Source organism: Sulfobacillus thermosulfidooxidans DSM 9293 (genome assembly GCF_900176145.1).
GTDB classification, from domain to species: domain Bacteria; phylum Bacillota; class Sulfobacillia; order Sulfobacillales; family Sulfobacillaceae; genus Sulfobacillus; species Sulfobacillus thermosulfidooxidans.
Genome location: NZ_FWWY01000001.1, coordinates 450402 through 464274, shown reverse-complemented (window position 1 = coordinate 464274; position 13873 = coordinate 450402). Strand labels below are relative to the sequence as shown.

The 13873-nt window shown below is 49.1% G+C and carries 14 protein-coding genes; 13 read left to right on the top strand and 1 reads right to left on the bottom strand.

Annotation, left to right across the window (positions count from 1 at the left end; translation table 11 throughout):
• The first annotated feature begins 29 nt into the window (after positions 1–29).
• The 11 genes from cydB (at position 30) to B8987_RS02425 (ending at position 10545) form a co-directional block, all read left to right on the top strand.
• Entirely contained in the window at positions 30–1040 is a 1011-nt protein-coding gene (gene cydB / locus B8987_RS02475) for a cytochrome d ubiquinol oxidase subunit II (RefSeq protein WP_020376368.1), read from the top strand.
• Positions 1041–1185: 145 nt separating this feature from the next.
• Positions 1186–1608, top strand: a complete 423-nt coding sequence (locus tag B8987_RS02470) for a hypothetical protein (protein WP_020376367.1) — start codon at positions 1186–1188, stop codon at positions 1606–1608.
• A gap of 58 nt (positions 1609–1666) precedes the next feature.
• Positions 1667–2179 carry a 5-(carboxyamino)imidazole ribonucleotide mutase gene (purE, locus tag B8987_RS02465; RefSeq protein WP_020376366.1) on the top strand — a complete coding sequence of 171 codons (513 nt, stop codon included), beginning with the start codon at positions 1667–1669 and terminating at the stop codon, positions 2177–2179.
• Complete coding sequence (gene purK, locus B8987_RS02460; protein WP_020376365.1) at positions 2176–3324, top strand: 5-(carboxyamino)imidazole ribonucleotide synthase; 1149 nt, start codon at positions 2176–2178, stop codon at positions 3322–3324. Before purE ends, purK begins: the two co-directional genes overlap by 4 nt.
• Before the next feature lie 371 nt (positions 3325–3695).
• A complete protein-coding gene (locus tag B8987_RS02455) occupies positions 3696–4349 on the top strand; it encodes a twin-arginine translocation signal domain-containing protein (RefSeq protein WP_020376364.1) in 654 nt (217 codons plus the stop codon).
• A gap of 26 nt (positions 4350–4375) precedes the next feature.
• Entirely contained in the window at positions 4376–5194 is an 819-nt protein-coding gene (locus tag B8987_RS02450; protein ID WP_020376363.1) for a cytochrome c oxidase subunit II, read from the top strand.
• Between the two features lie 53 nt (positions 5195–5247).
• Positions 5248–7155 (top strand): cytochrome c oxidase subunit I, encoded by a 1908-nt coding sequence (locus B8987_RS02445; protein WP_423242301.1) that lies wholly within the window; start codon positions 5248–5250, stop codon positions 7153–7155.
• Positions 7156–7185: 30 nt separating this feature from the next.
• The gene (locus tag B8987_RS02440) at positions 7186–7758 is read left to right on the top strand and encodes a cytochrome c oxidase subunit 3 (protein ID WP_020376361.1); all 573 of its coding nucleotides are present in this window, start codon (positions 7186–7188) and stop codon (positions 7756–7758) included.
• Between the two features lie 47 nt (positions 7759–7805).
• Positions 7806–8039, top strand: coding sequence for a hypothetical protein (locus B8987_RS02435; protein ID WP_020376360.1), 234 nt, complete (start codon positions 7806–7808; stop codon positions 8037–8039).
• 139 nt (positions 8040–8178) lie between these two features.
• Complete coding sequence (locus B8987_RS02430) at positions 8179–9081, top strand: heme o synthase (RefSeq protein WP_020376359.1); 903 nt, start codon at positions 8179–8181, stop codon at positions 9079–9081.
• A gap of 135 nt (positions 9082–9216) precedes the next feature.
• Positions 9217–10545: an MFS transporter gene (locus B8987_RS02425; RefSeq protein ID WP_020376358.1), complete on the top strand. Its 1329-nt coding sequence runs from the start codon at positions 9217–9219 to the stop codon at positions 10543–10545.
• On the opposite strand, the gene B8987_RS02420 is transcribed toward B8987_RS02425, so the two are convergent.
• Positions 10542–11027: a hypothetical protein gene (locus tag B8987_RS02420; protein ID WP_020376357.1), complete on the bottom strand. Its 486-nt coding sequence runs from the start codon at positions 11025–11027 to the stop codon at positions 10542–10544. The genes B8987_RS02425 and B8987_RS02420 overlap by 4 nt on opposite strands.
• A 345-nt stretch (positions 11028–11372) precedes the next feature.
• On the opposite strand from B8987_RS02420, the gene B8987_RS02415 reads away from it, so the two are divergent.
• Positions 11373–11666, top strand: a complete 294-nt coding sequence (locus B8987_RS02415) for a hypothetical protein (RefSeq protein ID WP_020376356.1) — start codon at positions 11373–11375, stop codon at positions 11664–11666.
• 354 nt (positions 11667–12020) lie between these two features.
• On the top strand, positions 12021–13817 hold the full coding sequence (locus B8987_RS02410; protein WP_020376355.1) for a S9 family peptidase: 1797 nt from the start codon (positions 12021–12023) through the stop codon (positions 13815–13817).
• Positions 13818–13873: the final 56 nt, after the last annotated feature.

The following is a 13873-nucleotide window of genomic DNA, read 5'->3' as shown; positions in this document are numbered from 1 at the left end:
GGGACTTTAACAGAAGGGAGAGTAATGACATGTTAAATGTGGCCTGGTTTGTGTTAGCCGTGGTCTTGTTCATTGGCTATTTCTTTCTTGAGGGATTTGATTATGGTGTGGGCATGTTGCTTCCCGTTGTGGGGAGGAATGATCATGACCGACGGCTGGTTCTTTCAACTATCGGCCCATTTTGGGATGGAAATGAAGTCTGGCTCATCGCTTCGGGAGGGTCGTTATTAGCGGCATTTCCGGCATGGTATGCCAGTTTCTTAAGCAGCTTTTACCTGGCGTTCTTCTTCCTATTGGCCGGATTGATTGTGCGCGGCGTAGCTATTGAATTTCGAAGCCGCGTCGAGGACCTGAGGTGGCGCCGAGTTTGGGATAGTCTGTTCGTGTGGGGAAGCTTTGTTCCCCCTTTGGTCTGGGGGTTTATTATGGCCAACATGGTAAAAGGGATACCTATTGACGCTCAAGGAAACTTTGTCGGATCTTTACTGCAACTGGTCAATGTCTATTCGATACTCGGTGCGATTTCTGTGGCTTTTGTCTTTGCACTCCAAGGCGCGTTATTTTTGATGATCCGGACCAAAGGGATATTGCATGAACGGGCAGAAAAGGTGGCGTACCGAATTGGACCAGCGGCCACGGGAATTTTTTTGGTTTTCGTCGTCATGACCTATTACCAAACCGATATCGTTCGGCGTTTAGGTCTCGATCCAGGCCCGATTCCCGTGTTTGCTTTTCTGAGTATGATTGCCGTCCGTTTGTTTTTACAGCGAGGCCAAGAAAAGTGGGCATTTGTCTCGACCGGGTTCACAATCGTTTTGTCCACTATTACCATCTTTTTGTCCCTCTATCCCAATGTCATGATCAGTTCTCTCAATCCGTCTTGGAACTTGACGATATATAATGCGGCGGCGAATACTTATAGTCTTCATGTCATGACGGTAATGACAGTCTTTCTCTTGCCGATTGTTTTAGGTTATCAAGCCTGGAGTTATTGGGTTTTCCGCAAGCGCATTGATGAGCACAGCAAATTAGAATACTAAAAAATTCCATGATTCCAAGCTGATCCCAAAGGCCATTGATGTGATACGCTACCGTATGAAAAAGAATAATGCGCCCCTGGGTGACCTGTGACCTCGACGAGTCCTCAAGCGTTATATTGTGTAAAAGCCTCGGGAGTGACATTGTATGCGCGCCAAGTTAGTTGCTTTGATTATAATGGCGCTAGTAGCTGCCTTTGCATGGGTACGCTACCCGCTTTCCTTTCACCATGTGACGACTGGCTCTATGGTGAAGCCCCCTGTATCTCCTGAGGTTAAGCTCGGTAATTTGGGTAGCCTACCCAGCGTGTCGCCTCGTGAATTACAGTCCCTGATCAATCAAGGCTTGGTTTATGGAATTGCCTTAAGATCGGCACATAAAACCGTGCTGTTCTTAGCCAGAACCCCCAATGCACCAAGTCATCTCGTCGTGGCCCATTGGCCTCCTCTTCGTTTTGCTGCGATCGCCGTATTATCAAATCCACTTACCACATTTTCTGGAAATTGGAACCGCGACCAGAAAGAAATCCACTGGCTTCGCTTGTCTTCACACCTTATCCTTGGGACATAGCCCTTTGCAGAAATTGCTATAATAGGGGAAGTATGTCGAGATGAGGAGGAAAAATGGGGTGAAAGTTGCGGTCATCATGGGAAGTCAATCGGATTGGCCCGTGATGAAAGAAGCGGTGGATTTCTTACGTGAAATCGGTGTAGCGGTGGATGCCCATATCTTGTCAGCCCACCGGACTCCCGATCGCATGGCCGAGTTTGCTAAGGCGGCAGAATCCCAAGGATATGGGGTGATCATCGCGGGTGCGGGTGGTGCCGCCCATTTGCCGGGAATGACTGCGGCGTATACAACGTTGCCCGTCATCGGGGTTCCGGTTCCTACGAAAAATCTCCAAGGATTGGATTCACTGCTTTCGATTGTCCAAATGCCTGGGGGAATACCGGTGGCTACCGTGGCCATTGGCCAAGCGAAAAATGCGGCCATTTTAGCGGCAGAAATTCTGGCAGTGCACGATAGCGATCTACGCGCGCGGCTCCATCAAGTGCGCCAGAAAATGGCACAAGATGTGGTGAGCGCTGAGAAGGCATTAAATCGCCAGGACGATGGTGGCCAAGGAGCGGATAAATCATGATTAAGCTCAAACCCGGGGAGTATATTGGCATTATTGGGGGAGGACAGCTTGGTCGCATGATGGCCTATGCGGCTTACCAGTTAGGATACCGTGTAGCGGTTTTGGATCCGGATCCAGACGCACCTTTGGCTCAAATCGCGCATCATCGCATTGTAGCGTCCTACGACGATACGGATGCGGTGAAAAATTTGGCGGCAATGTCATCCGTTATTACCTATGAGTTTGAAAATGTCAGTGTCCCCCAACTGGAAATGATCGCCCATGAACGGCCGGTGTTTCCTAACCCCGGATTATTGGCGATTTCTCAAAACCGGATCTACGAAAAGACCATGTGTCGCCGCTTAGGTCTTAAGACCGCCGATTTTTTGTGGGCGGAGAGTGTTGAACAGCGCGAGCAGTTGCGAAATTTCTCTCACTTTCCCGCCATTGTCAAAACCGCGCGGGGCGGTTATGACGGAAAAGGCCAGATGCGGGTGGATAACGCTAAAGAATTAGCCACGGCATTAACATCATGGCCCGATATGCCTCTTATCGTGGAAGAGTTTGTGCCTTATGACGTCGAGATTTCGGTGGTTTTAACTCGGGATCAAAATCAACATATTGTCGACTTCGGGACGATTGAGAATCACCATCAAAATGGGATTTTAGATGTTTCTATCTCTCCGGCCCGGGTCCCAGAACATATTACGGAAAAAGCCGTGTCCTATGCTCGTCAGATTGCTGTAGATCTGGACCTGGTCGGGACCATGACGGTGGAGTTTTTCGTGGTGGGCAATGACGTGCTCGTCAATGAATTGGCTCCACGCCCGCATAACTCAGGACATTTAACCATCGAGGCGTTTGATTACTCGCAGTTTGATCAACATATTCGAGCTATTTCTGGACTGCCCTTGGGACGTCAGCATCAGCGCAGTCCCGCCGCAATGGCTAATTTGTTGGGGGAATTGTGGCAAAGTGGCGACTTGAATTGGAGTTTTGCACTAGAAACATTAAATACGTATTTACATCTCTATGGGAAAGATGAGCCACGAGTCGGACGGAAAATGGGACACATCACGGCTTTGGCAGATACCCCGGAAACCGCCATGAGACGAGTTCGTCAAGCCCGAGATGCTCTGGGTAACCCTCGCCGCTCCGAGCATTAATCGGAGCGGTTTAACTTTCCTCAACAAACTCCCTCACAAAATCTCAGAGTCTAGGGATTCAGCCTTCGAAAATATAACCTGACACTGTTAAATTTTTATACCCAGGTAAAAACGACATGAATTTGCAAAATTTATGGGATCCCTTTTAGTCTAAACGTGCTACAATCACCTAGTAATGTCGAGTAGTGATTTATTCGGCATAGCATACTAGGCATCTACAACCATATCTTAAGGATGCCAGGGTTTGATAAACCGACAATGAAGTAATTGATTAAGGTTTTATAACCTCAATTGCTGTCGGGTAAACCACTCAATAACATAAGTCCAATTCGGATGAATCCGAGTATGGATTGTGTGAAGGAGGAAGAGGCGTGGAAAAGGATCCCGCCAAAGAAGAGAATATTCTAAATGGCGAAAATGTTGAGGAAAATCAATGGAGTCGTCGCCAGTTTCTCGTGGGTAGTGCAGCCTTAGGCGTAGCCGGTGCGGTCACTCTCTTTGGCCGCCAAGCGCTCGTGGATGCCGCCCGCGGTATCTTTGGATCGCCGGTGAGTTCCGGGACGGTTCATTTATACGCGTACGACTACTATTACATCCCCAATTACATGACCTGGCGCGTTGGCGACCAGATGGACATTATCTTCCAAAATCAAAGTCACACCCACTGGCATGAATGGACCATGGGCCGCCATGTGAATGAGGCCTATTTCCAAGCCTTTGGCAATCTCCCGGCGGACGCCTGGGCCGTCGACTTTTGGGATGGGGTCCATGTGACCTTGAGTGATCCCTATAAGGTTGACAACTTCGTTCCCAATAAAGCGATTGTGACCTATGACGGGCCCAAAGAGCTCTTTAACATTGCCAGTGGTGGAGACTTTAGCCCGACCTTAAAACCCGGCGGAAGCATCCATATTTCCTTTACCGTGCCCAATAAACCCGGGATTTGGGATTATGGCTGCTTTGTGCAACAGTACATTCACTACCGCACGGGCATGCGCGGGAAAGTGTTAATTCTGCCGGCCTAAGGCAATGAGAAAGGAGCGAGCCCTTCATGGGTGAGAATGTCGTCTTTACCATCCTGTGGGTCATTTTGAGTGTTCTCGCCGAGATTGGGGACCGGGTCCTGATTCATCACAACCCGATGTATTATATTGTCTCCAACCAAGGGGAATTGGCCCTACAGGCGTTTGACTTTATTATGGTTGTCTTAACCCCGGTTTTCGTGTTTGTGGCCTTGTTCTTGCTCTTTACCATGGTACGTTTTCACACCAAACGGGGAGAAATGCCGCCTGCGAACCGCCGGTTCGCGGTCGACAACAAAGCCTTTGTGGTGGTGTGGGTCGGTGGTAGTATTGTTTTGAACTTGCTCTTTTTCCTCCATCCCACGACCTCAGCCATGGAGCAGATGTTTGCCTTGGATGAACCTGCAGCCAACACCCACGACTTGATTGTCGATGTCACCGCCAGACAGTGGGAATGGATCTTTAGCTATCCGCAATATGGGTTGACGCAGACAGTCAATGCCAACGGGCAAGACATGTTGGAACTGCCGGTCAACAAGCCCGTGGAATTTGTCTTGCGCTCCTATGACCCTTATCACACCTACGACCAATATGCCGATGTGATTCACAGTTTCTGGATTCCGGCTTTTGGAATTAAAGAAGATGTGATTCCCGGGGAAACCCGTTATGAGTACCTGACCCCTACCAAGATTACGTCCTTCAGCGTGAATCCCATGGTGCGGGTACAATGTGCCGAAGTGTGTGGACCGGGCCATCCGTGGATGGAAGCGCCCTTGAAAGTCGTGTCGCAAGCGCAATTCGCGCAGTGGATTAAATACGAAAAATCTTTAGCCAATGGGGCGGGTTAAGTCGTTTAACAGCCTAAATACCTTGACTAAGATGGAACAAGGAGGTTAAAACCGTGGCTCAAGCCTTGTCGAGAGACATGCAAGATCCCCAAGGCGCCATTCGCCGGAAACCCGGAATGCCGCCTGTACTTCGCGCATTCTTGTGGGCGGCAATTGGCTTTATCGTTGTTGACGCCTTATTCGTAATGGTCGACCCGTTCCGGGGGCATCCGTTTGTCACTGGACCTTCGGTAACTTTAGCGTGGGTCGGCGCCGTGATTGGCTGGTTGTTAGGAGTGGGAGCCTGGGAAGGCGTAATTTTACCCACATTTGGCATCGCCACGACCTGGCGAGAAAAGAGCACAGGATGGCGTCGCTATTTTGAACTCAGTACGGACCACAAGGTTATTGGTTTGCAGTATATGATGTTTGCGACCGGTGGATTTTTAATTGCCGGTGGTATCGCCATGCTCATGCGATACGAACTGATGACCCCATACTTAACGATTTTCCATTACCCCAGCAATTATCTAACCGCCGTGGGTATACACGGAACCATTATGATGTTCTCGTTTGGTACCGTTATGATGATTGGTGGCTTGGGAAACTACTTCGTGCCCTTGATGATTGGAGCGCGCGAAACAGTCTTCTCAAGATTATCGGGAATCGGAGTATGGCTCGTCCCGGCAGGAATTCTCACCGTGCTTTTCAGCCCTCTCTTAGGTGAGTGGTCGACTGGATGGCGTGGCTATGAGCCCTTAGCGGGACAAGATGCAAACGGGATTATTTTCTACTACTTGGGTGTGTTAGCGTTAACGATGTCCTCACTCATCGTGGCTTTAAACTTGGTGGCCACGGTGATGTTCCGTCGAGCTCCGGGATTGACATGGGGCCGTCTACCCTTGTTTGTATGGGGACAAGTCACCGTTAACCTATTAATGTTAATTTGGTTCCCTGAAATTCAAACCACGTTCGTGCTTGGCTTGTTAGACAAGATTGTGCCGTTGAACTTATTTACGGCTACCGGAAGTCCTATGACGTACCTCATGCTCTTCTGGCTGTTTGGACACCCAGAGGTGTACATCATTGCCGTGCCAGCTTTCGCCATATGGAACGAGATTATCCCGGTTATGGCGCAGAAATCGCTGTTTGGGCGCCAGTGGGCTGTTATCGGATTGGTGTTCGTGATGATGTTGTCCGGACTGGTGTGGGCGCACCACATGTTCACCAACTTGCGGAACAGTGAAATCTTGCCCTTCTCCTTCTTCACCGAGATGATTTCGATTCCCACCGGATTTGCGTACATGTCAGCGATTGGGACATTATGGAAATCCAAGATTCGTTTGAATACTCCAGCGTTGTTAGTGCTCATGAGTATGTTCAACTTCCTCATCGGAGGATTGACCGGAGTGTTTTTGGCCGACCCCATTATTAACTTACAGTTGCATGACACCTTCTGGGTGGTCGGACACTTCCACTACACGATTATCGGATCTATGGTCTTCTCGGCAATGGCGGCCATCTATTACTGGTTGCCAAAATGGTCAGGGCGCATTGCGAATGAAACATGGGCCAAGACCTTGTCTATCAACACGTTCTTAGCCTTCAACCTCACCTTCAGCCAGTTCTTCCTCTTAGGACTGCACGGAATGAACCGGTGGGTGCCTGCGTACCCGGCCTACTTACAGCCCATGAACTTTGAAGTATCGATCTTCGCGTTCATTTTAGGAGCCTCGTTCGTGGCACACATCATTTTCATCGGATGGACATGGGGCAATGGTCAGGTTGCTGGAGAGAACCCGTGGAACGCCAAAACTCCTGAATGGTTCACCTCGTCGCCGCCTCCGCGTTATAATTTTCCGACACAGCCGGAAATTGTCGCCGGATTTTACACCTACGGCGAAGGAGCCAAACCCGCTATTAGCCAGACGGCCTTTAGCGAGCTAGCGGCAACGACCAGGCAGCCTCAACCGGAAGCGTAAAACAGCGAGCAGAAAGTAGGTGACTTTAGCGTGTCTAGTCAGTTGGAGCAATTAGGGCTGGAAAAAGAATTGACGCCTCGCAATTATCGCGCTGTGCGTTTCGGATTCCTTTTCTTCGTAGCAACCCAGATTGTCCCTTACGTTGTTCTGTATGAAGCGAAATATGTGTATGCGGGGAGCTATGTCTCTCCCCGCGCTAGTCAAATCTTAGGAGTCGTGACCGCAGCTCTCATGCTCCTCTCCTTGATTGTGGCTTGGGGCGTTATGCGGCTTAGTCGCGAATCCGGTGACCAACAAGCCATTCGAAGCCGGCTTAAAGTCGCTGCGGTTCTTGGCATCTTTGCGATTCTTACGACGTTCTATCAGTGGTCCGGGCGGTACACGTCACCGCAGTCGCGATTTGGTGAAATGTTTTTTGCCATTACCGGGGCAGACATTGTGTATGCGGTCGTGGGACTCATCATGCTCTGGGCCGCAATTTCTCGGGCAGGACGAATTAATCTCAAACCCGAAAAGTACTGGACGGTTGAAGCCGGGGTGTACTTCTGGGTCTTTGTGGCCTTGGCTTGGATTGCGAGTTGGATTGTTGTGTATCTCCTCTAATTGATGGTTGGAGCTTGTCAGAAAAATTTAAGAGGAGGGATATGGATATGGGTGGAGGATTTTGGCCAACCTTACCATTAAAGATGCCGTACAGTGAGGGAGTTCCGCACTGGTGGGATCCAGCGTGGTGGATATTCCAAATCATTGTGATGTCAATTTTGCTCTTGACGCTCAGGCGCGTGGCCATGAGTATTGACCGCGACGAAAAGCCTTCACAGAGTGCATCACGACGACCAGGAACCAGTACGAACACGCAGAAACCCCCGTCGATTCCCGGTTAATGACCAAAGGCTGGCGGAATCGCCAGCCTTTTTTCTTAGATAACTTGGCAAATAGGAAACGGGACGTTATAGTTAGTTCGATAGGATTACTAAATAAGTGCCCCGTATGGCGCAACCTGATTAGACGGAGGTAGCGATAATGTACGCGCAGTCAGTACCCGTGTCGCGTAGTGTTACGACGACGATATTGGATTATATTACCTTGATGAAACCGCGAATTATTTCATTGTTGCTCATTACCGCATACTGCGCGATGGTTGTAGCGGCGGGTCATCTTCCGTCTCTGAGGCTCACGGTGCTCACCATGTTAGGGCTCACACTGTCCAGTGGTGGAGCACACGCGGTAAATATGTGGTATGACCGGGACATTGACCAAATTATGCGTCGGACCAAGATGCGTCCTGTCGCTCAAGGTCGTGTTCCTGCGGTGCATTCGTTAATTTTTGGTATTATCCTTCAAGCGATCTCTTTTGTTGGTTTGGGCATGTTGGTTAACTGGACGACAGCTTTGTGTTCGTTAGGCGGCTTTTTGTTTTACGTTTTTATTTATACCATTTGGCTGAAACGGCGCACCCCGCAAAATATTGTCATTGGAGGAGCAGCTGGTGCTTTCCCGCCGCTGGTGGGATGGGCCGCTGTTACAGGAAATGTGGGATTACCCGCTATCCTCATGTTCCTGATTATTTTCTTATGGACGCCCCCACATTTCTGGGCACTGGCACTCTACAAACAAGACGATTACCGTAATGCCGGTATCCCGATGATGCCTGTGGTTCGGGGAGAACGGGTGACGAAAACTCAAAGTATGATCTATGCATGGCTTTTGTTGGCCGCATCGATTGGATTGTATTTTACGGGTACGGTCTCAGGCATCTATCTCATTATTGCGATCGTTTTAGGGGTAACCTTCATCGGCTATCATGTCTATCTCTTGCAAGAACATGAACCGGAGATCAAATGGGCTAAAAAGACCTTTAAATTCTCCTTGCTATATATGATGGGTATTTTCTTCGCCATGATTGTGGCGCTACCTCACCATTAAATGCTTTCCTTCGAACAGGCCACCCGTTGTCGTGGCCTGTTTTGTCTTTACCAGTGATAGTAAAATTTTAAACTGGGAAAACTGTAAACAAGGCGGTATAGTGGACAGTAGTGTAATGAGTTGGGAGGGCGAACATTGCGACCGAACTATAAAGCGTTAGGCGTTTACTTACTCGGAGTCTTTATCGGAGCATTAGATACGAACGTGCTGGGTCCGGTATTTCCCGTGATCGCCCGCAGCTTCCATGTTAATTTGGAAATTGCCGCGTGGACCGTTACGGCCTATACAGTGGCGTATATCGCCTCGACGGTGCTAGCTGGTGCGTTAGGTGACCGCTTAGGACACCGCAAGGTATTCGTCTGGGGAATTATTCTTTTTGCTGTGGCCTCTATTACGGAAGCCTTGAGCCGGGAATTTGCACTGTTCGTGATTGCTCGAATTGTGCAAGGGGCGGGCGCAGGAGCTGTCTATCCAAATGGCCAGGCGGAAGGACTCAAGCAATTTCCACCGGAAAAGCATGGCATGGCTCTTGGCATGTTTGGAGCTGTGTTTGGTTTGGCCAGTGTTATTGGTCCAACGTTAGGAGGCATTTTAGGGCAGGTATTTGGATGGCCTGCGGTGTTTATCATTAACCTACCGATTGCGCTGATCGTTTTAGCAATGCTGCGCAACGCTCCGCCCTCGACCGTTGTTCCTCGCGCCTTGCCAGATTGGGTAGGAGGCGCGAGTTTCAGTGCTGGGTTAGCTAGCATTCTTTTAGTGATTATGGGCCAAGGCATCATTCGGCTCGTCTTTTTCATTCTTGCCGTGTTTTTCTTTGGTTTGATGATTTGGCGGCAAAAGGTGGCCAAGACGCCGTTTTTGGATTCCAAACCTTTAATGAATAAAGCGGGTGTCGCCATGATGATTGGGGCCGCTTTAATTGGATTAGACATGTCGGCCGCTATCTTTGTACCCGCCTTGGTGCAGTCCGATTTGCATTTCTCTGTCTTACAATCCGGACTCGCGTTATTGCCAGCTGCATTTACCGGGGCATTGTTAGCCGGAGCGGGAGGTATCATGGTCGACCGAATGGGAGCCAAGAAGATTTTGGCCGTCGGCCTTGTGGCAGCTGGTGTGGGAGCCGTGCTTTTGGCGTGGCCGCACTTAACATTTTTCCGGTTTATCCTGGCAATGATGGCATTAGGCTTAGGAACAGCCTTTACCATGGGCGCGCCTTTGAACCGGTTGGCTTTAGATCTCTACAAGACCGATCAAGCAGGAGAAGCCTTATCACTAATGGCAGTATTTCGGGCAACGGGTTTAGCTGCGGGTCCAATCTTGCTGACGGCAGCCAAAGTGGTTCACGGTTTCACCGGCATGTATGGAACCGTCGCCATTGCTTCTGTTATCGGTGCCCTCGTGTTCATGGTTGTGCCTGAACATCGTCCGGGAATGCGCACGTCCTTGGCTCAGAAGGGCTAAGAGGAGGCATGCGCAAAGCCAGATTCAATAAGGCTTGCCGAATTGATCCCTGTAAAAGTATGGATGATCGTACCATGAGCATTGAGAAGAAAGATTGTGGGCAATAGGTCGGTTTTTTTAGCAAAGATGGTGCTGTCTGTAGGATCAATCGTTAGATCCTGCAGCGGCACATGATAGATAGTAGAATATTGGTCGAGTAGATGGCTCAGCGCTTTAATGCCTTTGGGGCTTGATCCTAAGTAATTACCTGAGCCATCGGTTCCATCGCCAGGATTCGTTTTCGGGCCCGCAATACCAATCCCTCCGCGAGGAGAAATATCCAGTAGCGTCACCGCCACATGATGGGCGCGGCCCCATTGGAATAACGCCGGTTCCTGCCACTTGGCTTCCCATGCGCAATATTTACACCAAGAAGCCATACTAATGACGATCCCGCCACGGGGACCGACAAAAGTTGTAGATTCCCATTGATTCTGTTTCACTGACCACACCTTATAGTGCGGAGGCTGGCTGGTGTGAGTTCCACATCCTGAGAGCAGGAACAAAGATGCCACGAAAGGCAGCCAATATCTTTTGCGAGCACGATGCATAGTGGGTTGGTGAACTCCCTTCACAGCGGATTCTTTTGGCTGTATTGTATCACGGATTCTCAACACGACGGGTACGCTTGACATGTTGAAGGAAGCTGATGCCTTTTGATGACAAAACTCGGCTTTGTAGCTCAAAATCCCTAGATGATCTTGATTAGCTCGGGAATCCCTTATAAAATAGGAACCATATCATCTGTTGGCGTAACATTCGGAAAATGGCGGTGGGAGTGGGTAGGCATGGACACACTAGTATTGGATGCAGTTGGGGTCTCCGTTCTTGATGCACTCTGGATTCTCATTCCAACCGGTTTATTTATTGGCTTTGGTTGGTGGATGGTCAAATGGTTGGGTAAGGAGTTTCCTAAAGAGGTGGCTTACGGAGAAGAATATCCTAAATGGCTTCAACCGCCATCGGAGACAAATTCTGGAACGATTCCACCCCACTGGGCTGTAATACGCGGGGGCAAGCGTGGACATAAAATGGCGCCCCGGCCTCGTCGCAAAATGGAACGCCATCACAGTTCGTCGTAACCCCGCAACATCATCTTAATGGTCCGCGTAATGCCAGGAGCTCCTGATACTTGGAGCTTCTGGTATTCTTAATATGGCATAGATGACCGCATAGAGAGATACTGCCCTGTCCGCCTTCATGACATGTATCATAAGGGTTTAATCACCTCATGGATATCTGATTACTTCTGTCGCTTCAGGGTTCTCTTGTCGAAAAAGCCGTCATCACACGACACTCATCACGACCAAATCACCATCCGTGAATGTCCTTTACAAGCCCTTATAACGATGTCATGATGCAATTAAGCTTGATGCGATTTATAACGATATTTAAAGATAGAAAATTGATACCGTCGTGAGAGGAGATTCCATACAGTGAGTGAATGGGAATTTGGACCACCGGATATTGAAGATTTTTTTCGTTATGCGAATATTACCGCGTTTAGCGTGAGTGACGATGAACAGTCTATTGCAGTCGCGACGAATCTTGGGGGAACCTTCGATCTGTGGGGACTCACGATCGGCATTCATTACCCTCATCAATTAAGCCACATGGGCCAGATGATACATGATGTCCATTATGATCCAGCTGGCCGATATATCTTGTTTAGCGCGGATCATGATGGCGATGAAAATACGCAAATGTATTTATTACCGCCCCAAGGCGGAACGGCCAAAATTCTTCGGGAAGCACCTTCCCACAAGCAACTGATTTTGCATGTATCCGAGGACGGTAACCGTCTATATTATGCATCTGACCGGGAGAATCCTTCTTTTTTCAATAATTACCGTCTTAACTTAGAAACCGGCGAGGAAGAATTGCTCGTGAAAGGCGAGGGAGGGGCGACGTATATTGCCCAAGTTTCTCCTAACGAGCGCGTCTTTGTGGTGTTGAAATTATTTGCGAATACCTTTATCGCAGGATTTATCGTACAAGATGGCATATGGCATTCGATTGTGCCTAATCCCCAAACGCCCCATGTCGTATACGGTGCGGAATTTATTGACGATGGGCATTTATATGTCACAACCAACTATGAGAGAGAATTTAGCTATTTGGCCAAGTATGATTTGGCAACACAGCAATTTTCGCCGGTGGCACAGATCGAGGGGCAAGATTTAGCAGACTTGAAATGGGATAAAGAGCGTCAACGCCTTTATGTTTTGGCCCATGCTGGGGTGGAAGACCGATTTTATGTGATGGACCTTACGGTTAATAACCCGTCTTTACAACCGATTGACTTGCCGGTAAGCCTTGTCACGAGTTGGACAGTGGCGCGTTCAGGAACGGTATATGTCCTGGGACAATCGGAAATCATGCCCAATAATTTGTTTCGCTATACTCCTGGCAGCCCGTGGACACCGATAACTGACAACAGGTCGATGGGCATTGATCCAAACACTGCGGTTCATGCCGAAGTTGTGCACTATCCCTCATTCGATGGAACCATTATCGAGGCTTTGTGGTTCTCGCCGCCGGCCGAGCGCCGAAATGGTTACACCATCATTTGGCCGCATGGTGGACCGCAATATGCCGAACGCCGCCAATTTCGAAGTATCGTTCAATATTTTGTCCATGAAGGCTATCAATTTTTTGCACCCAATTTCCGTGGCAGTACGGGTTACGGCAAAACCTTCACAACATTAGTGGAAGGCGATTGGGGCGAGGGCCCCAGGAAAGACATGGTGTCGGGAATCGAATGGCTTTTCCGCATGAATATGGCCCAAAAAGACAAGTTGTTTTTAATGGGTGGAAGCTATGGGGGCTATATGAGTTTGTTACTCCATGGTCGGCACCCTGAATATTTCAAAGCCGTCGTCGATATTTTTGGTCCCTCGAACTTGTTTACTTTTCATGATTCGGTGCCGGAATCATGGAAACCGGTCATGGACATCTTTTTAGGCAATCCGGTTACTCAAGCGGAAAAGTTCCGGGAAGATTCGCCGATAACCTATTTGGATGCGATGACCCGACCCATGTTAGTGATTCAAGGGGCCAATGACCCTCGTGTTGTAAAACAGGAATCGGATCAATTGGTCGAAGCACTGCGAGCACGCGGGCGCGATATTGAGTACATGGTGTTAGAGGACGAAGGACATGGATTTAGTAAAAAGGCCAATGAAATTGCCGTCTATCGCAAAATTGCGGAATTTTTCCGGCAACACCAATGACAATCGTGTGGCGGCCTTCTATGATGAATGAAGACACCAAAGATTGTGGCGGGTAT

What these genes read in the sequence shown, in the direction of transcription:
- cydB (WP_020376368.1), top strand. Translation starts at nt 30, where the DNA reads ATGTTAAATGTGGCCTGGTTTGTGTTAGCCGTGGTCTTGTTCATTGGC.
- B8987_RS02470 (WP_020376367.1), top strand. Translation starts at nt 1,186, where the DNA reads ATGCGCGCCAAGTTAGTTGCTTTGATTATAATGGCGCTAGTAGCTGCC.
- purK (WP_020376365.1), top strand. Translation starts at nt 2,176, where the DNA reads ATGATTAAGCTCAAACCCGGGGAGTATATTGGCATTATTGGGGGAGGA.
- B8987_RS02450 (WP_020376363.1), top strand. Translation starts at nt 4,376, where the DNA reads ATGGGTGAGAATGTCGTCTTTACCATCCTGTGGGTCATTTTGAGTGTT.
- B8987_RS02435 (WP_020376360.1), top strand. Translation starts at nt 7,806, where the DNA reads ATGGGTGGAGGATTTTGGCCAACCTTACCATTAAAGATGCCGTACAGT.
- B8987_RS02430 (WP_020376359.1), top strand. Translation starts at nt 8,179, where the DNA reads ATGTACGCGCAGTCAGTACCCGTGTCGCGTAGTGTTACGACGACGATA.
- B8987_RS02415 (WP_020376356.1), top strand. Translation starts at nt 11,373, where the DNA reads ATGGACACACTAGTATTGGATGCAGTTGGGGTCTCCGTTCTTGATGCA.